This is a genomic window from Pseudomonas sp. GGS8 (assembly GCF_024168645.1).
Lineage (GTDB): Bacteria > Pseudomonadota > Gammaproteobacteria > Pseudomonadales > Pseudomonadaceae > Aquipseudomonas.
The window spans coordinates 5,532,779-5,551,704 of the sequence record NZ_JALJWF010000001.1 but is presented as its reverse complement, the minus strand read 5'-3'; the positions used below and the strand labels follow the sequence as shown (position 1 = coordinate 5,551,704).

Annotated in this window: 11 protein-coding genes; 8 read left to right on the top strand and 3 right to left on the bottom strand. The window is 60.9% G+C overall.

Going from position 1 to position 18,926, the window contains the following annotated elements; genetic code table 11:
* Nucleotides 1–12 precede the first annotated feature (12 nt).
* Complete coding sequence (locus J3D54_RS24695) at nt 13–1,578, top strand: bacteriocin immunity protein (protein ID WP_253423896.1); 1,566 nt, start codon at nt 13–15, stop codon at nt 1,576–1,578.
* Nucleotides 1,579–1,734: 156 nt separating this feature from the next.
* Here the strand turns inward: J3D54_RS24695 and J3D54_RS24690 are convergent, their stop codons facing one another.
* Nucleotides 1,735–2,160: a YciI family protein gene (locus J3D54_RS24690; protein WP_253423893.1), complete on the bottom strand. Its 426-nt coding sequence runs from the start codon at nt 2,158–2,160 to the stop codon at nt 1,735–1,737.
* Between the two features lie 349 nt (nt 2,161–2,509).
* Between J3D54_RS24690 and tpx the strand changes: the two genes are divergently transcribed.
* From tpx to J3D54_RS24655, 7 genes are all read left to right on the top strand, one after another.
* Nucleotides 2,510–3,022: a thiol peroxidase gene (tpx, locus tag J3D54_RS24685; RefSeq protein ID WP_253423890.1), complete on the top strand. Its 513-nt coding sequence runs from the start codon at nt 2,510–2,512 to the stop codon at nt 3,020–3,022.
* 236 nt (nt 3,023–3,258) lie between these two features.
* Nucleotides 3,259–4,575, top strand: a complete 1,317-nt coding sequence (locus tag J3D54_RS24680; RefSeq protein WP_253423887.1) for an MdtA/MuxA family multidrug efflux RND transporter periplasmic adaptor subunit — start codon at nt 3,259–3,261, stop codon at nt 4,573–4,575.
* Nucleotides 4,572–7,676, top strand: coding sequence for an MdtB/MuxB family multidrug efflux RND transporter permease subunit (locus tag J3D54_RS24675; protein WP_253423883.1), 3,105 nt, complete (start codon nt 4,572–4,574; stop codon nt 7,674–7,676). Before J3D54_RS24680 ends, J3D54_RS24675 begins: the two co-directional genes overlap by 4 nt.
* Nucleotides 7,673–10,780 carry an efflux RND transporter permease subunit gene (locus tag J3D54_RS24670; protein ID WP_253423880.1) on the top strand — a complete coding sequence of 1,036 codons (3,108 nt, stop codon included), beginning with the start codon at nt 7,673–7,675 and terminating at the stop codon, nt 10,778–10,780. Before J3D54_RS24675 ends, J3D54_RS24670 begins: the two co-directional genes overlap by 4 nt.
* Entirely contained in the window at nt 10,777–12,258 is a 1,482-nt protein-coding gene (locus J3D54_RS24665) for an efflux transporter outer membrane subunit (protein WP_253423877.1), read from the top strand. The genes J3D54_RS24670 and J3D54_RS24665 overlap by 4 nt, the downstream gene beginning before the upstream one ends.
* A 273-nt stretch (nt 12,259–12,531) precedes the next feature.
* On the top strand, nt 12,532–14,613 hold the full coding sequence (locus tag J3D54_RS24660; protein ID WP_253423875.1) for a bifunctional diguanylate cyclase/phosphodiesterase: 2,082 nt from the start codon (nt 12,532–12,534) through the stop codon (nt 14,611–14,613).
* A 250-nt stretch (nt 14,614–14,863) separates the two neighbouring features.
* Nucleotides 14,864–15,610 carry an SDR family oxidoreductase gene (locus J3D54_RS24655; RefSeq protein ID WP_018926135.1) on the top strand — a complete coding sequence of 249 codons (747 nt, stop codon included), beginning with the start codon at nt 14,864–14,866 and terminating at the stop codon, nt 15,608–15,610.
* 149 nt (nt 15,611–15,759) lie between these two features.
* On the opposite strand, the gene mapR is transcribed toward J3D54_RS24655, so the two are convergent.
* Both mapR and ccoG read right to left on the bottom strand, forming a co-directional pair.
* Nucleotides 15,760–17,169: a GntR family transcriptional regulator MpaR gene (gene mapR / locus J3D54_RS24650; protein ID WP_253423871.1), complete on the bottom strand. Its 1,410-nt coding sequence runs from the start codon at nt 17,167–17,169 to the stop codon at nt 15,760–15,762.
* Nucleotides 17,170–17,366: 197 nt separating this feature from the next.
* A complete protein-coding gene (ccoG, locus tag J3D54_RS24645; RefSeq protein ID WP_253423868.1) occupies nt 17,367–18,797 on the bottom strand; it encodes a cytochrome c oxidase accessory protein CcoG in 1,431 nt (476 codons plus the stop codon).
* Between the last annotated feature and the right edge of the window lie 129 nt (nt 18,798–18,926).

The window sequence follows — 18,926 nt, the reverse complement described above, 5'->3', positions numbered from 1 at the left end:
GAAGAACCAAAGATGGAACTTAAAACTACACTCAAAGATTACACCGCCCCCGAATTCCAGGCGCTGGTCGACAGGATCTGGGCCGTCGATTTGTCAAAAGCGGACCATGATCGGCTAATCAATCATTTCGACCGCATCGTCGATCATCCCAAAGGGGCGGACCTGCTGTTTTATCCAGAGGACAATACGAACACTAATTCATCGGTCGCGGTCGTGTACTACGTCAAAGACTGGCATCACAAACAGGGCCGTGCGGCATTCAAAGGGGAAAATGTCCCTGTCCCCAAACCTGTTGCGCCAAGGCCGCAAGCGCGGTTGACCTTGGCGCAGATGACGCAGCAACGTATTGCGCAAAATCTGGCTGACGTACAAAAAATCGCCGTCGATCTGGCGGCTTCAGAGCGCGCGGCAGAAGTCGCACTCAGTCTTTTCGAGCAACGCATCAAACACCTGCGTCACCAGCAAGGTGCACATGTGGACATCCGTGAGCGTGAAGCGGACATCCGTGCTCTGGAGGCTTCTGAACTTGAAGCGCGCCTGGCAGCCCGCCGGTACGAATTCTGGAAAATGCGCATCGAGTTCAAAAAGGACAGCGCCCGGCGCGACCTGTCCTACGCCGGGTCCGAGCAGGCGCAGTGGCAAAGCATCGCCCAGCAGATCAACGCCACTTACGACGGTTATCTGACGAATTTGAATGAGATCAATCAACGCCTCCACCGCTTTCAAGTGGACGCTGAAGTGTCGCTGGTGGCCGCGCAAACACAACTCGTCGATCAGCGTTATCAGCAGGGAACAGGGCCGACTCAGGCGTCCGGGCTGCTGTTTGCACCGCTTGCCTTTGCCAATGCGCGACCAGGTATTTTCCTCGATGGTGGTCTTTCGCAACCCTTGGAGACCCATCGGGTCGCGCTGCAAAAAGCCATACGCTCGGCGGTGGCGGAGTTTACGTGGCAGATCACCTCGGGCGCCCAAGACCATCAAGGTCAATACGCAGCCGTGCTGCAATTCGATTTTTCCAGTCGCGCCGAAGTGGGGAGGTATGGGCTCAGCGTTCCTTTGCATGAGTTGCTGCCGATCGAGGGCCAGGATTGGCAAGGCCTGGCCGCGTCGGGGGCTGACGTCGATCTTCCGTTCAGGATGAGTAGCGGCACCTACGCTGTTCCGCCAGGGACGATGTCCCGAGGCCTGAGAGAAATAAAGACGTTGTTCCAGGTTGCCATTACACCAACGAATGGCAGCGTATTGCCGTCCAGGGTGAGGACGCGAGCCGCCATCTGGAATGAGCAACTGAAAACCTACTGCTTCACCGCTGACGGGACGGCCCCGATGATCGTGAGTTGGAGCGCGCCAGCGACCTTTGAAACTACCTCGACCCTGGCCCCAGCCCCCGAGTATCGGCTGGGATTCCTCCGGTCTTCACCCGTGCCAGTATTGGAGTCCTTCAGCGACTTGGCTGCGATTGGTTTCGATGACTATGTCGTCGTCTTTCCGCCAGCATCTGGCCTGGACCCGCTTTACATCCTGTTCAGAGACCGGCGCGAATATCCCGAAATGGCCCTTGCTGAAGCGAAGTCCTAAGGCGACTTTGTCCTAACGCACTCTCGCCAAACAAAGGAATGTTTCTCGTCTATGCGTGTTCTGGAGCTCACCACCTTCCGGGCTTGCTCGTGAAGACGTGTGCGTAGGAGCTGCCGAAGGCTGCTCCTACGGTGTAATGGGTGTATCAGATATGCTTCAGTGCTTCTTCGCCTGTGCCCGCACGCGCTCTTCCTGCTCACGCAGTTCCGGGGTGAACTCGGCACCGAAATCTTCGGCCTCGAACACCTGGCGAATCTCGATCTCGGCCTCTGTACCCGGCATCGGGTTGGGGCAGCGCTTGACCCACTCGATCGCTTCCTCTTTCGACTTCACCTGCCACAGCCAGTAGCCGGCGATCAGTTCCTTGGTTTCAATAAACGGGCCGTCGATTACCGTGCGTTTGTCACCCGAGAAACGCACACGGGCGCCTTTACTGCTGGGTTGCAGGCCGTCGCAATCGATGAGGATGCCGGCCTTGGCCAGTTCCTCGTTGTAATTGCCCATTGCGGTCATCAGTTCTTCGCTGGGCATCACACCGGCCTCGGAATCGGGGCTGGCTTTTACAATGATCATGAATCGCATGGTTTTGCCTCCACTGGTTTTGAGTGACTCACTGTCTAGTCGAATGGCCGTGCGCTAAATCGACAGCGCGGCCAAAGAAAGATCGCCGCAAACCTTCTGATCCCCCTAGCAGGCGTTGCCCATGCTGCGATCTCTTTCTATTGACCTCTTGGGGGGCGCTGAAGATCAAAAAATCGCAGCCTTCGCGCGATAGGTTGCAGTTGCCGGGTTGACGCCTGTCTGTAGGAGCGAGGCTGGTCTCTCTCGGGCTCATGACAATTTGTGTTTTTGCATAGGTCGTCAGTCAATTTCGTGGTTAACTTCGGCCTCGTCAAAATTCTCTACATCAACGTTCAGAAGGACTCCGTTCATGGCTCAAGTCACTCTTAAAGGCAACCCGGTTCAAGTCAACGGCCAATTGCCACAAGCCGGTTCCAAGGCGCCAGCCTTTTCCCTGGTTGCCGGCAATCTGTCCGACGTGACCCTGGCGAGCTTCGCCGGCAAGCGCAAAGTGTTGAACATCTTCCCAAGCATCGACACCCCGACCTGCGCCACCTCCGTGCGCAAGTTCAACGCCCAGGCCAATGACGTGGCCAATGACGTGGCCAACACCGTGGTGCTGTGCATCTCCGCTGACCTGCCGTTCGCTCAAGCCCGCTTCTGCGGCGCCGAAGGCCTGGAAAACGTGCAGAACCTGTCGACCCTGCGCGGTGCCGAGTTCATCGAGAACTACGGCGTGGCGATTGCCGATGGTCCACTCAAAGGCCTGACCGCCCGCGCCGTCGTGGTTCTGGACGAAAACGACAAGGTCCTGCACAGCGAACTGGTCAAGGAAATTGCTGAAGAACCGAATTACGAAGCAGCACTCGCCGTTCTGAAATAAGCAAAGTTTTACAATTGTTAACGGCCTGGCCCTGTCCAGGCCGTTTTCATTTGTGCTTCAGTGTCTTAAAGGGCGTTCTCAATCTGTTTTGCCGCTGTGCCGAGGAAAACTGGATTGAGAACAGCCCCTAACTTCCTGTTAGGTAAGCCAAAGGTAAATTGCCGGTAAAGGCGCTTTGCTAAATACCCGCCAGTGCTTATCGTTCAGCCTCCCGTAGAAAAAAGCGCACGCGCCCAATGGTTGATCATTCCATGCAATCCTCCGCTTCCCGTAATCCTCGTCGCTGGCTGTTCGGCCTGCTTGTCCTGTTGGTCATCGCCGGCCTGTGCTGGAAGTTCTGGCCCGCAGGCAGCAGCACGAAGGAGGGCGCAGGGCAGAAAGCCGTCGCCGGGCATACCGGTCGGTCGGGGGCTATGCGTCCGGGGTTCGGCGGGGCGACAGGGCCGGTTCCGGTGCGCGTGGCGCCGGTGGTCAAAGGTGATTTCCCGCTGTATTACAAGGCTCTGGGCACGGTCACGGCACTCAATACCATCAATGTGCGCAGCCGCGTCGGTGGCGAACTGGTCAAGGTCTATTTCGAAGAAGGGCAAATGGTCAAGGCGGGTGATCTGCTGGCCGAGATCGACCCGCGTCCATACCAGAATGCCTTGCTCCAGGCCGAAGGCACCTTGCTGCAGAATCAGGCGCAACTGAAAAACGCCCAGGTCGACGTCGAGCGCTATCGTGGCCTGTACCGCGAAGACAGTATCGCCAAGCAAACCCTGGACACCGCCGAAGCCTTGGTGGGCCAGTATCAGGGCACGGTCAAGACCAATCAGGCGGCGGTCAACGACGCCAAGCTCAATCTCGAATTCACCAAGATCCGCGCCCCAATTGCCGGGCGCCTGGGCTTGCGTCAACTGGACGTCGGCAACCTCGTGGCGGCCAACGACACCACGGCGCTGGTGATCATCACCCAGACCCAACCGATCAGCGTGGCGTTCACCTTGCCGGAAAATAGCCTGGACACCGTGCTGGCCCGTTATCGCACCGGCGCCAAATTGCCCGCCGAAGCCTGGGACCGCGGTGACACCCAGTTGCAGGCCACCGGCGTGCTGCAGAGCCTCGATAACCAGATTGACGTCACCACCGGCACCCTGAAATTCAAGGCTCGCTACGAGAACCGCGATCAAGCGTTGTTCCCGAATCAGTTCGTCAACGTGCACCTGTTGGCCGACACGCTTAAAAACGTGCTGCTGGCGCCCTCGGCGGCGATTCAGTTCGGCACCAACGGTACGTTCGTGTATGCGCTGGATGGCGACAAAAAGGTCGTGATCCGTCCGTTGAAAGTCGGCGCCAGTGACGGTGAAAACACCGTGATTACCGAAGGCCTGGCCGTCGGCGATCGGGTGGTGCTGGAGGGCACCGACCGCCTGAAGGACGGCAGCGAAGTGGAAGTGGTCAACGACAGCAAGGATGTACCGACCACCCCGACCGAACACCTGCAAGGCAAATCGGCGGCGACCCCGGTTGAGCCGGCGGCCACCGACAAGGCGAAAAAGGGCGGCGCATGAACATCTCGCGGCTGTTCATTCTTCGCCCGGTCGCCACGACACTGAGCATGTTGGCCATTATTCTGGCCGGCGTGATCGCTTATCGGCTGCTGCCGGTGTCGGCATTGCCCCAAGTCGATTACCCGACCATCCGCGTCATGACGCTCTATCCCGGCGCCAGCCCGGATGTCATGACCAGCGCCGTGACTGCGCCGCTGGAGCGTCAGTTCGGGCAGATGCCCGGCCTGACCCAGATGGCGTCGACCAGTTCCGGCGGCGCTTCGGTGCTGACCCTGCGGTTCAGCCTCGATATCAACATGGACGTCGCCGAGCAGCAAGTGCAGGCGGCGATCAACGCCGCGACCAATTTGCTGCCCAAGGATTTGCCGGCGCCGCCGGTGTACAACAAGGTCAACCCGGCAGATACCCCGGTGCTGACCCTGGCCATCACCTCTAAAACCATGCTGTTGCCCAAGCTCAATGACTTGGTCGACACGCGCATGGCGCAGAAAATTGCGCAGATCAGCGGTGTCGGTATGGTCAGCATTGCCGGCGGTCAGCGTCAGGCGGTGCGGATCAAGGTCAACCCCGAGGCCCTGGCGGCTAACGGCCTGAACCTGTCGGACGTGCGCACTTTGATCGGTGCCTCCAACGTCAATCAGCCCAAGGGCAACTTCGACGGCCCGACCCGGGTGTCGATGCTCGACGCCAACGACCAGCTGACGTCACCCCAGGACTACGCCAACCTGATTCTGGCCTACAGCAAAGGCGCGCCGTTGCGGCTCAAGGACGTGGCGGAAATTGTCGACGGCGCCGAGAACGAACGCCTCGCCGCCTGGGCCAATGAAAACCAGGCCGTGCTGTTGAACATCCAGCGTCAGCCTGGCGCCAACGTCATCGAGGTGGTCGACCGGATCAAGGCCTTGCTGCCAAGTATCACCGACAACTTGCCGGCCGGCCTCGACGTCACGGTGCTCACTGACCGCACCCAGACCATCCGCGCCTCCGTCACCGACGTGCAACACGAACTGCTGATCGCCATCGCCCTGGTGGTGATGGTCACGTTCCTGTTCTTGCGGCGGGCCAGCGCCACGATCATTCCGTCGGTGGCGGTGCCGCTGTCGTTGATCGGCACCTTCGGCGTGATGTACCTCGCCGGGTTTTCGGTCAACAACCTGACCCTGATGGCGCTGACCATCGCCACCGGTTTCGTGGTGGACGATGCGATCGTCATGCTGGAGAACATTTCCCGCTTCATCGAGGAGGGTGACAGCCCGCTGCAAGCGGCACTCAAGGGCGCCAAGCAGATCGGCTTCACCCTGATTTCCCTGACGCTGTCGTTGATCGCGGTGCTGATCCCGTTGCTGTTCATGGCCGACGTGGTGGGGCGCTTGTTCCGCGAGTTCGCGATCACGTTGGCGGTGGCGATCCTGATTTCGCTGGTGGTGTCCCTGACCCTGACGCCGATGATGTGCGCGCGGCTGCTCAAACGTGAGCCCAAGGAAAAAGATCAGGGCTGGTTCTACCGCTCCAGTGGCGCGACCATCGACTGGATGATCGCCGCCTACGGGCGCAAGTTGCACTGGGTGCTCAAGCATCAACCGCTGACTTTACTGGTGGCCATCGGCACCTTGGCATTGACCGTATTCCTGTACATGGTGGTGCCCAAGGGGTTCTTCCCGGTACAGGACACCGGCGTGATCCAGGGCATTTCCGAGGCGCCGCAGTCGATTTCCTTCGCTGCGATGAGCGAGCGCCAGCAGCAACTGGCCAAGGTGATTCTGGCTGACCCTGCGGTCGAGAGCCTGTCGTCCTACATCGGGGTCGACGGTGATAACTCGACGCTCAATAGCGGTCGCCTGCTGATCAACCTCAAAGCCCACAGCAATCGCAACCTGAGTGCCACCCAAGTCATTGCCCGCTTGCAACCGGAGCTGAACAAGCTGGTCGGCATTCGCCTGTTCATGCAGCCGGTGCAGGACCTGACCATCGAAGATCGGGTCAGCCGTACGCAGTACCAGTTCAGCATGTCGTCGCCAGATGCCGAATTGCTCAGCCTGTGGAGCGGGCGTCTGGTCGAAGCCCTGGCGCAACGCCCGGAGCTGACCGACGTCGCCAGCGATTTGCAGGACAAGGGTTTGCAGGTTTATCTGGTGATCGACCGCGATGCGGCGTTGCGGGTCGGCGTGTCCGTGTCGAACATCACCGACGCGCTGTATGACGCCTTCGGTCAGCGGCAGATTTCCACCATTTACACCCAGGCCAGCCAATACCGCGTGGTGCTGCAATCGCAGTCCGGCGAGAAGATCGGCCCCGAAGCGCTGAACCAGATTCACGTCAAGACCACCGCTGGCGGCCAGGTCCGTTTGTCCAGTCTGGCGCATGTCGAGGAGCGTCAGGCGCAACTGGCAATCACCCACATTGGCCAGTTCCCGGCGGTGATGATGTCGTTCAACCTGGCGCCCGGCGTGGCGTTGGGGCAGGCGGTGCAGATCATCGATCAGGTTCAGAAAGACATCGGCATGCCGATTGGCGTGCAGACCCAGTTCCAGGGCGCGGCCGAAGCGTTCCAGGCGTCGCTGTCGAGCACCTTGCTGCTGATTCTGGCGGCGGTGGTGACCATGTACATCGTGCTCGGCGTGCTCTACGAGAGCTACATTCACCCGATCACCATTCTCTCGACCTTGCCCTCGGCGGCGGTCGGCGCCTTGCTGGCGTTGCTGTTGAGCGGCAATGACCTGGGCATGATTGCGATCATCGGCATCATCTTGCTGATCGGTATCGTGAAAAAGAACGCGATCATGATGATCGACTTCGCCCTTGAAGCTGAACGTCATCAGGGCATGGACCCGCAAGCCGCGATCTATCAGGCGGCGCTGTTGCGCTTCCGGCCGATTCTGATGACTACCCTGGCGGCGTTGTTCGGCGCGGTGCCACTGATGCTCGCCACCGGTTCCGGCGCGGAATTGCGCCAGCCTTTGGGTCTGGTGATGGTCGGCGGCTTGCTGGTGAGTCAGGTGCTGACGCTGTTCACCACGCCCGTTATCTACTTGTACTTCGATCGCCTCGGGCGGCGCTGGGGCCGTAAGTCCGAGTCAGTGGACCCGGTAGAGCAGCCATGAACCTGTCCGGACCTTTCATCAAGCGCCCGGTCGCGACGATGTTGCTGAGCCTGGCGATCATGTTGCTGGGCGGCGTGAGCTTTGGCCTGTTGCCGGTATCACCATTGCCGCAGATGGATTTCCCGGTGATCGTGGTTCAGGCCAGTCTGCCCGGCGCGAGCCCGGAGGTCATGGCCTCAACCGTGGCCACGCCGCTGGAGCGTTCCTTCGGTACCATCGCCGGGGTCAACACCATGAGCAGCCGTTCCAGCCAAGGCTCGACCCGGGTGATTCTGCAGTTCGACCTGGACCGCGACATCAACGGCGCGGCGCGGGAAGTCCAGGCGGCAATCAACGCCTCACGCAATTTGCTGCCCAGCGGGATGCGCAGCATGCCGACCTACAAGAAGGTCAACCCGTCCCAGGCGCCGATCATGGTGCTGTCGCTGACCTCGGATGTGCTGGAAAAGGGCCAGCTCTACGATTTGGCCTCGACCATTCTGTCCCAGAGCCTGTCCCAGGTGCAGGGGGTGGGTGAGGTGCAGATCGGCGGCAGCTCGTTGCCGGCAGTGCGCATCGAGCTCGAACCCCAGGCACTTAACCAGTACGGCGTGGCACTGGACGATGTGCGCACCACCATCGCCAACGCCAACGTGCGTCGACCCAAAGGTTCGGTCGAAGACAGCCAGCGGCTGTGGCAGGTGCAGGCCAACGACCAACTGGAAAAAGCCAAGGATTACGAATCGCTGATCATTCACTACGCAGACGGCGCGGCCCTGCGCCTGAAGGATGTGGCCAAGGTCAGCGACGGCGTCGAGGACCGCTACAACAGCGGGTTCTTTAACAACGACGCGGCGGTATTGCTGGTAATCAACCGCCAGGCTGGCGCCAACATCATCGAGACGGTCAACGAGATCAAGGCGCAGTTGCCGGCATTGCAGGCGGTGCTGCCGGCCAGCGTCAAGCTGAACCTGGCGATGGACCGTTCGCCGGTGATCAAAGCCACCCTGCACGAAGCGGAAATGACCCTGTTGATCGCCGTGGCGCTGGTGATTCTGGTGGTGTTCCTGTTCCTCGGTAACTTGCGCGCCTCGCTGATTCCGACCCTGGCGGTGCCGGTGTCGCTGGTGGGCACGTTTGCGGTGATGTACGTCTACGGGTTTTCCCTGAACAACCTGTCGCTGATGGCGCTGATCCTGGCCACCGGGCTGGTGGTGGACGACGCCATCGTGGTGCTGGAGAACATTTCCCGGCACATCGACAAGGGCGTGCCGCCGATGAAGGCCGCGTACCTCGGGGCGCAGGAAGTTGGCTTCACGCTGCTGTCGATGAACGTCTCGCTGGTGGCGGTGTTTCTGTCGATCCTGTTCATGGGCGGGATCATCGAAAGCCTGTTTCGCGAGTTTTCCATCACCCTGGCGGCGGCCATCGTGGTGTCGTTGCTGGTGTCCCTGACGCTGACGCCGATGCTCTGCGCGCGCTGGCTCAAACCGCATACGCCAGGGCAGGAAAACCGCCTGCAACGCTGGAGCCAGCGGGCCAACGAGTGGATGGTCGGCAAATACGCCACCAGCCTCGACTGGGTGCTGCGTCATCGCCGACTGACCTTGCTCAGTCTGTTTTTGACAATTGGCGTGAATATCGCGCTGTATGTTGTTGTTCCTAAAACCTTTCTTCCTCAGCAAGACACCGGCCAGCTGATCGGTTTCGTGCGTGGCGATAATGGCCTGTCGTTCAGCGTGATGCAGCCGAAGATGGAAACCTTCCGCCGCGCGGTGCTCAAGGACGAGGCGGTGCAAAGCGTCGCCGGGTTCATCGGTGGCAACAACGGCACCAATAACGCGTTCATGCTGGTGCGGCTCAAGCCGATCAAGGAGCGCAACCTGTCCGCGCAGAAAGTCATTGAGCGTTTGCGCAAGGAAATGCCCAAGGTGCCTGGTGCGCAATTGATGCTGATGGCCGACCAGGACCTGCAATTCGGCGGCGGTCGCGAGCAAACCACCTCGCAGTTTTCCTACATCCTGCAAAGTGGCGATCTCGGCGCGTTACGCGAGTGGTATCCGAAAGTCGTGGCCGCCTTCAAGGCCCTGCCGGAGCTGACGGCGATTGACGCCCGCGAAGGCCGTGGCGCCCAGCAAGTGACGCTGATCGTCGATCGCGACCAGGCCAAGCGACTGGGCGTGGACATGAACATGGTCACGGCGGTGCTGAACAACGCCTATAGCCAGCGGCAGATTTCGACGATCTACGACAGCCTCAACCAATATCAGGTGGTGATGGAGGTCAATCCGAAATACGCCCAAGACCCGGTCACCCTGAACCAGGTCAAAGTGATCACTGCCGACGGCGCGCGAATTCCGTTGTCGACCATCGCCCACTATGAGAGCAGCCTGGAAAACGACCGGGTCAGCCACGAAGGCCAGTTCGCTTCGGAAAGCATCGCCTTCGACATGGCCGAAGGGGTGACGGTGGAGCAGGGCTCGGCAGCCATCGAACGGGCGATTGCCAAGGTTGGCCTGCCGGAAGACGTGATCGCGAAAATGGCCGGCACCGCTGACGCCTTTGCCGCCGCACAGAAGAGCCAGCCGTGGATGATTCTCGGCGCGCTGGTGGCGGTGTACCTGGTGCTGGGCGTGCTGTATGAAAGCTACATTCATCCGCTGACCATTCTTTCGACCTTGCCATCGGCCGGGGTCGGCGCGTTGTTGTCGATCTATGTGCTGGGCGGTGAGTTCAGCCTGATCTCCTTGCTGGGGCTGTTCCTGCTGATCGGCGTGGTGAAGAAAAACGCCATTCTGATGATCGACCTGGCGCTGCAACTGGAACGGCACCAGGGCCTGGAGCCGCTGGCATCGATCCGCAGCGCCTGCTTGCAACGGCTGCGGCCGATTCTGATGACCACCCTGGCGGCGATCCTCGGTGCCTTGCCGTTGCTGCTGAGCCGGGCCGAAGGGGCGGAAATGCGTCAGCCGCTGGGCCTGACCATCATCGGCGGGCTGGTCTTCAGCCAGGTGCTGACCCTTTACACCACCCCGGTGGTTTACCTCTATCTCGACAAACTGCGCCATCGTTTCAACCACTGGCGTGGGGTGCGTACCGATGCTGCTCTGGAAACTCCGCTATGACTGACCGTTCGCTTCTCAACCTGACTGCACCGCTGATCACGGCCCGGGGCTCGCGTTTGCTGAGCCTGTCGCTGTGCGTGGCGATGCTGAGCGCCTGCGCCATCGGCCCGGATTACCAGCGTCCGCAAGCCGCCGTACCGGCACAGTACAAAGAGGCGGCCGGCTGGCGTCAGGCCAACCCCAGCGATTCGTTGGCGCGCGGTGCCTGGTGGGAGCTGTATGGCGATCAGCAGCTCAATGGCCTGATCGAAAAGCTCAACAGCGCCAACCAGACCGTCGCTCAGTCCGAAGCCCAGTACCGTCAGGCCCAAGCCTTGGCGCGCAGTGCCCGGGGGGCGTTTTTCCCGACGGTGGACCTGACCGTCAGCAAGAACCGCTCCAGCCAGGGCACCGGCAGCAGCAGTTCGAGCCTGAGCAGTTCGTCCAGCGGCATCCGTGACACTTACTCGGCCCAGGCCGGGGTCAGTTGGGAAGCCGACATCTGGGGCAAATTGCGCCGCGGCCTGGAAGCCGACACGGCAAACGCACAAGCGAGCTTTGCCGATTTGGCGGCGATGCGCCTGAGCCAGCAATCGGAACTGGTGCAGAACTACCTGCAATTGCGAGTGATCGACGAACAGAAACGCCTGCTGGAAGCGACAGTCGAGGCCTATCAGCGCTCGTTGAAAATGACCGAAAACCAGTACCGCGCCGGCGTCTCCGGCAAGGACGCGGTGGCGCAGGCCACCACGCAGCTCAAAACCACCCAGGCGGAGATGGTCGACCTGATCTGGCAGCGCGCGCAGTTCGAGAACGCCATCGCTGTGCTGATCGGCCTGCCGCCCGCCGAATTCAGCCTGGCCGAAACTCCAGACATCCCGGCGTTGCCCCAGGTGCCGCTGAGCCTGCCTTCGCAACTGCTGGAGCGCCGCCCGGACATCGCCGCCGCCGAGCGTTCGGTGATGGCCGCCAACGCCAACATCGGCGTGGCCAAGGCTGCTTACTACCCGGACCTGACCCTGAGCATGAACGGCGGCTATAGCAGCAGCACTTATGCCAACTGGATCAGCCTGCCGAATCGTTTCTGGTCGGTCGGCCCGCAACTGGCCATGACCCTGTTCGACGGCGGTCAGCGCTCGGCGGAAGTCGATCGCAGTGAAGCGTCCTACGACGAGACGGTCGCCAAATACCGCCAGACTGTGCTCGATGGCTTTCGCGAAGTGGAAAACTATCTGGTACAGCTCAAGGTGCTGGAAGACGAGGCCAAGGTGCGCCAGGAAGCACTGGATGCGGCGCGCGAGTCTCTTCGCTTGACCCAGAATCAGTACAAGGCCGGGTTGATTGCCTATCTGGATGTGGTGGTGGTTCAGGCCACGGCGTTGAGTAACGAGCGCAACGTGTTGAGCTTGCTGCAGAGCCGGCTGATTGCCAGCGTGCAATTGATTGCCGCGCTGGGCGGCGGGTGGGACGGGCAGCTTCAGGTGAGCGACAAGCAATAGCACCACCCTGTGGCGAGGGGGCTTGCCTCCGTTGGGCCGCGAAGCGGCCCCCTCAATGCTTCAGAGATTCCGAGTCGCCAGCATTTACGACCGCTTCGCGCTCGAACGGGGGCAAGCCCCCTCACCACCGAGCAGCGATCATACAAACGTTTCATCATCTTGATGGCCTTTTGATAATTTTGTGAGTGCGTTCATCCGCGGAATCAGTACAATCGCCGGCTTTGCTCCCCGAGAACAAATACAGTACGGCGGGGGGCGGTTGCGAGAAATCCAATGCTCATCGGTAGTTATTCCCTTTCGCTGGTTTTCATATCGCTTTGTGTGGCGATACTGGCCTCTTATACCGCGTTAGACCTCACCGGACGCATCGCCACGGCCAAGGGTCGAGCGGTGCACTTATGGACGGCGGGTGGCGCTTTTGCGATGGGCATTGGCGTGTGGTCGATGCATTTCATCGGCATGCTCGCGTTCACATTGCCGATCGACCTGGGCTACGACACCACCCTCACGGTGCTGTCACTGTTGATTGCGATCCTGTCTTGCGGCTTTGCCCTGTGGCTGGTCAGTCAGCCACGGCTGCCGGCCTGGCAACTGGCGTTCGGCGCGCTGGTCATGGGCGCCGGCATCAGCGCCATGCATTACACCGGCATGGCCGCCATGCGCATGCAGCCGGGCATCGATTACGACCCGACTCTGTTTGGCGCGTCGCTGCTGATTGCCGTCGGCGCGTCGGGCGCGGCGTTATGGATCGCTTTCCGCCTGCGCCAGCACACGCCGTATGTTCGCCTGTTCCGTGCGGGGGCTGCAGTCATCATGGGCATTGCCATCGTCGGCATGCACTACACCGGCATGGCCGCGGCGCGCTTTGCCGACGGCAGTTTCTGTGGCGCGGCGGTCAGCGGCTTGAACGGCAAGGGGCTGGACAGCCTGGTGCTGATCACCACCTTGGCGATATTGAGCATCGCCTTGCTGACGTCAATCCTCGATGCCCGCCTGGAGGCTCGCACTGCGGACCTCGCCCACTCGCTGACCGTGGCCAATCGTGAACTCACTCAACTGGCCCTGCACGACACCCTCACCGGTTTGCCCAACCGCATGTTGCTGGCCGACCGTATCGATCAGGCCATGTCGAAAGTGCAGGAGCTGGGCGGCTGTTTTGCGCTGATGTTCATTGATCTGGACGGCTTCAAACCGGTCAACGATGCGTTCGGCCATCACATGGGCGACCAGCTGCTGCGTGAAGTTGCATCGCGCCTGCGCGAAGACCTGCGTAGCCAGGACACCCTGGCGCGGATCGGCGGCGACGAATTCGTATTGCTGGTGCGCCTGAACGAGCCGAACGATGCGCTGAACCTGGCGGTACGCCAGGTCGGGCTGATCGCACGCTCGTTCCGGGTTGCCGAACATGACTTGCAGATTTCCGCCAGTGTCGGCATTGCGCTCTATCCGGGCAACGGTCAGACCGCCGAAGAGTTGCTGATGAACGCCGACGCGGCGATGTACCACGCCAAAGGCGCGGGGAAAAACGGCCACCGCTTCTTCGACGCCTCGATGAACAACAACGCGCGCAAACAACTGCAATTGCTACAAGACTTGCGCCATGCTGTCGATCAACGGCAGTTCAAACTTTATTACCAACCCAAATTTGACGCCGGCCATGGCCGACCGGTGGGCGCCGAGGCGTTGCTGCGCTGGGACCACCCGACTCTGGGCCTGCTGCAGCCCGACACGTTCATTGATCTTGCGGAGAAGACCGGGCTGATCATTCCGATTGGCGAGTGGGTGCTCAACGAAGCCTGCCGGCAGATGCGCGAGTGGTACGTGCTCGGTTACACCGATTGGCGCGTCGCAGTGAACCTCTCGGCGTTGCAATTCTGCCATGCGGGGCTGGTGCAGAGCGTTGCCAAGGCCCTGGCCGCCCATCATCTGCCGGCCAACAGCCTGACCCTGGAAATCACCGAAACCACCGCCATGAGCGACGCCGATGCGAGCATGACGGTGTTGCAGGAGCTTTCGGAAATGGGCGTCGACCTGTCCATCGATGACTTTGGCACCGGCTATTCGAGCTTGATGTACCTCAAGCGTCTGCCGGCCAATGAACTGAAGATCGACCGAGGTTTCGTCCGCGATCTGGAGCGCGACAGCGACGACGCGGCCATTGTCTCGGCCATTGTCGCCCTCGGCCAGGCACTGGGCTTGCGGATCGTGGCCGAAGGGGTGGAAACCGATGTTCAGCAAGACTTCCTGACCCAGCTGGGCTGCGACTCGTTGCAGGGTTACCTGCTCGGGCATCCGCTGCCGGCGGATCGCTTCATGGCCGACATTCACCGTGGAGAACAATCGGCAACGGGCTGATTTGCCCCCTGTGGCGAGGGAGTTTGTCCGTGGCGAGGGGGCTTGCCCCCGTTGGGCCGCAAAGCGGCCCCCCTTCAATTTTTCATTCTCACCGAGTTGCCTGGGTTTACGACTGCTGCGCAACCAAACGGGGGCAAGCCCCCTCGCCACAGGTTTGTCATCACCGGATTGATGCAGCTCCATGCAAAACCCGCCGATGGCGGTTATTCTTGGCCCCGACTGCTTACGCTTGGAACGGGGGAAAGCCAGCATGGACAAAGTCATCGTCATCACCGGCGGCAGCCGCGGAATCGGCGCCGCCACGGCCCTGTTGGCCGCCGAGCAAGGTTATCGGATCTGCATCAACTATCAGTCCGACGAACAAGCGGCGCTCAGTGTGCTGGAACAAGTCCGCGCACGCGGCGCCCAAGCCATCGCCGTGCGCGCCGACGTCAGCATCGAAGACGAAGTGATCGCACTGTTTCACCGCGTGGACACCGAACTGGGTCGGGTCACGGCGCTGGTGAACAACGCCGGCACCGTCGGGCAAAAGTCGCGGATCGACGAAATGTCGGAATTCCGCATTCTGAAAATCCTCAAGACCAACGTCCTGGCGCCGATCCTCTGCGCCAAACACGCGATTTTGCGCATGTCGCCCAAACACGGTGGGCAGGGTGGCAGCATCGTCAACGTCTCCTCGGTCGCCTCGCGTTTGGGCTCACCCAACGAGTACGTGGATTACGCCGCATCGAAAGGCGCGCTGGACACTTTCACCATCGGCCTGTCCAAGGAAGTGGCGGGTGAGGGGATTCGCGTCAATGCGGTGCGGCCGGGTTACATCTACACCGATTTCCATGCATTGAGCGGTGATCCTGATCGGGTCAGCAAGCTGGAATCGGCGATCCCGATGGCGCGCGGTGGGCGGCCTGATGAAGTGGCGGAGGCGATTGTCTGGTTGTTGTCGGATAAGGCGTCGTATGCGACGGGGACGTTTGTCGACTTGGGCGGCGGGCGTTAACCCTTGGATTTGCTTTGTCTGTTCTGGCCTCTTCGCGGGCAAGCCACGCTCCCACAGGATTTGTGTCGTTCACAAGCTTTGTGACCCACACCGTTCATTGTGGGAGCGGGCTTGCCCGCGAAGAGGCCGGTACTGGCAACATCAAACCCTCAGAACGACCGCACAATCCGCCCCAACGTCTCCATCGCCTTCTCCGAATCCTCGGTCCACGGGCTGCCATAATTCAGCCGAATACAATTCCTGAACCGCTGGGTCGGTGAAAAAATCGGCCCCGGGGCAATGCTGATCCCCTGCGCCAGTGCCATCTGGAACAATTTCAACGAATCCATCCGCGGTGGCAGTTCCAGCCACAGGAAGTAACCGCCGGCCGGTTGGCTGACGCGGGTCTGGGCCGGGAAGTAGCGGGCGATGGCGGCGAGCATGGCGCTTTGCTGTTCCTCCAGCGCGTAACGCAACTTGCGCAGGTGTCGGTCGTAGCCGCCGTGTTGCAGGTAATCGGCGATAGCAGCCTGGGCGGGCATCGAGGCGCACAACGAGGTCATGAGTTTCAGCCGTTCGATTTTCTGCGCATACCGCCCGGCGGCGACCCAGCCGATGCGGTAGCCGGGGGCCAGGCTCTTGGCAAACGAACCGCAGTGCATCACCAGCCCTTCAGTGTCGAAGGCCTTGGCCGGTTTCGGCGCCTGTTGGCCGTAATAGAGCTCGGCGTAGACGTCGTCTTCGATCAGCGGCACCTGATGCCTGCGCAACAACTCCACCAGTTTCTGTTTCTTCGCCTCGGGCATGGTCGCGCCCATGGGGTTCTGGAAACTGGTCATGCACCAGCAGGCCTTGATGGGGTGTCGCTCCAGGGTTTGGGCGAGCACGCCGAGGTCAATGCCGTCTCGCGGGTGGACGGGAATCTCCACCGCTTTGAGCTTCAGCCGTTCCAGCACTTGCAGGCTGGCGTAAAACGCCGGGGCTTCGATGGCCACCAGATCGCCAGGCTCGGTGACGGCTTGCAGGCACAGGTTCAGCGCTTCCAGTGCGCCGTTGGTGATCAGCAGTTCTTCCATCGGCAGCATCAGCCCGCCGACCATGTAGCGCAGGGCGATTTGCCGACGCAGTTGCGGGTTGCCCGGCGACATGTCGGTGACCACCATGCGCGGGTCCATCTCCCGGGCGGCACTGGACAGCGAGCGGGACAACCGCTGCAGCGGGAACAGCGTGGGGCTGGGGAAGGCCGAGCCGAAGGGCACGGTGGTCGGGTCCTTGATCGAGTCCAGCACCGAGAACACCAGTTCGCTGACGTCGACTTCGGTGGACTCGTTGACCTGGCTGCTGATCACCGGCTCCGAGAACGGGCTCGGTGCATGGGCGTTGACGAAGTAGCCGGAACGCGGCCGGGCGCGGATCAGGCCTCGACGTTCGAGCAGGTAATAGGCCTGGAACACCGTGGACGGGCTGACGCCGTAAGTCTGGCTGGCGTAGCGCACCGACGGCACCCGATGGCCGGGGCCCAGGACGCCGGAGTGGATCAGTTCAGCGATGTCTTCGGCGAATTTTTCGTAGCGTTTCATCGAGTGCCCGGTTAGTGAATTGTGCATTTTGTGGCGAGGGGGCTTGTCGGAACGCCGCATCGCCCCGTTCGGCTGCGCAGCAGTCGTAAAACCAGACTGCTCGACATATCTGAATAATGTAGGGGGCCGCTTCGCGACCCAACGGGGGCAAGCCCCCTCGCCACAGGACAAAGGACAAAGGCCTGCATCTTAAAGGCTCAACGGTTCATCGGTGCGACAAACCGGCTCTTGGCCACGCTATAGACGCTCGGCTCATCGCTGTCGACAATCTTGAAACTGATCGTCTGTGAGCTGCTGGCAGGCCGCTCGGTGGTCATCGCCACCGACACCGGTACATCGACAATCTCCCCAGGGGCCAGGCTCAGTTCGGTCTTGCCTTGCAATTGGAAACCGTCGCCCTCGACCAGCGTCAGACGGTAATCCTGGCGTTGCTGGGTCTTGTTGATGACCTTCAGGCTGTAGATGTTTTCGATCTGACCTTCACTGTTCTCGCGGAACAGGCCGCGGTCCTTTCTCACGTCCAGCGACACCATCGGCCGCTCCATCAGCGCCAGGGCGAGGGCGCCGATCATCACCAGCAGCACGGCGGTGTAACCGATCAAGCGCGGGCGCAGCAGGTGGGTCTTGCCACCCTGCAATTGATGCTCCGAGGTGTAGCTGATCAGCCCGCGGGCATAGCCCATTTTGTCCATGATCGAATCGCAGGCGTCGATGCACGCGGCGCAACCGATGCATTCCATTTGCAAGCCATCGCGGATGTCGATGCCGGTCGGGCAGACCTGCACGCACAACTGGCAGTCAATGCAATCACCCAGCCCGACCTCGGCAGGTTTCACCTCACGCTTGCGCGGGCCACGGTTTTCGCCACGGGCCACGTCGTAGGAAATGGTCAGGGTGTCCTTGTCGAACATCACGCTCTGGAACCGCGCATACGGGCACATGTGCATGCACACGGCTTCACGCAGCCAGCCGGCGTTGATGTAAGTGGCGCCGGTGAAAAACAGCACCCAGAACAGGCTGACACCGCCGATTTGCAGGGTCAGCAGTTCTTCGGCCAGGGGCCGGATCGGTGTGAAGTAGCCGACGAAGGTCAGGCCGGTGAGCAGGCTGATCGCCAGCCACAGCGTGTGTTTGGCCGAACGCCGGAGCAGTTTGTTCAGGCCCCAGGGCGCGGCTTGCAACTTGATCCGCTGGTTGCGCTCGCCTTCAGTGATCTTCTCGCACCACATGAAGATCCAGGTCCAGGAGCTCTGCGGGCAGGTGTACCCGCACCAGACCCGGCCTGCGAACACGGTGATCGCAAACAGGCCGAACGCAGCGATGATCAGCAGCGCCGATAGCAGAATGAAATCCTGGGGCCAGAAGGTCGCGCCGAAGATGTGGAATTTGCTTTCGGACAGGTCCCAGAGCACCGCCTGGCGACCGCCCCAGTTCAGCCATACCGTGCCGAAGAACAGCAGAAACAGAAACCCCGCGCCACTCATGCGCAGGGTGCGGAACAAACCGGTGAAGCTGCGGGTGTGGATCAGGTTATCGCTGGACTTGGCCTTTATCTTTGGACGCGAAGGCTCATTGCCTTTTATAAATGAGGCAGGTTCAACGGTTCGGACGGGGATTCTATCGCTCATGGTCTTTCGCTCATCAGCCTCCATCAGGCCTGAGCACTATGACCAGCGATCTGTTTGCATAACAGACTCAGCTAGAGCAATAAAAAGCGGATCAGATGGGGTGCCCATACCCGCCTGCGAAAACTTGAT

What these genes read in the sequence shown, in the direction of transcription:
- tpx (WP_253423890.1), top strand. Translation starts at nt 2,510, where the DNA reads ATGGCTCAAGTCACTCTTAAAGGCAACCCGGTTCAAGTCAACGGCCAA.
- J3D54_RS24675 (WP_253423883.1), top strand. Translation starts at nt 4,572, where the DNA reads ATGAACATCTCGCGGCTGTTCATTCTTCGCCCGGTCGCCACGACACTG.
- mapR (WP_253423871.1), bottom strand. Translation starts at nt 17,169, where the DNA reads ATGAAACGCTACGAAAAATTCGCCGAAGACATCGCTGAACTGATCCAC.
- ccoG (WP_253423868.1), bottom strand. Translation starts at nt 18,797, where the DNA reads ATGAGCGATAGAATCCCCGTCCGAACCGTTGAACCTGCCTCATTTATA.
- J3D54_RS24660 (WP_253423875.1), top strand. Translation starts at nt 12,532, where the DNA reads ATGCTCATCGGTAGTTATTCCCTTTCGCTGGTTTTCATATCGCTTTGT.
- J3D54_RS24655 (WP_018926135.1), top strand. Translation starts at nt 14,864, where the DNA reads ATGGACAAAGTCATCGTCATCACCGGCGGCAGCCGCGGAATCGGCGCC.
- J3D54_RS24680 (WP_253423887.1), top strand. Translation starts at nt 3,259, where the DNA reads ATGGTTGATCATTCCATGCAATCCTCCGCTTCCCGTAATCCTCGTCGC.
- J3D54_RS24665 (WP_253423877.1), top strand. Translation starts at nt 10,777, where the DNA reads ATGACTGACCGTTCGCTTCTCAACCTGACTGCACCGCTGATCACGGCC.
- J3D54_RS24695 (WP_253423896.1), top strand. Translation starts at nt 13, where the DNA reads ATGGAACTTAAAACTACACTCAAAGATTACACCGCCCCCGAATTCCAG.
- J3D54_RS24670 (WP_253423880.1), top strand. Translation starts at nt 7,673, where the DNA reads ATGAACCTGTCCGGACCTTTCATCAAGCGCCCGGTCGCGACGATGTTG.
- J3D54_RS24690 (WP_253423893.1), bottom strand. Translation starts at nt 2,160, where the DNA reads ATGCGATTCATGATCATTGTAAAAGCCAGCCCCGATTCCGAGGCCGGT.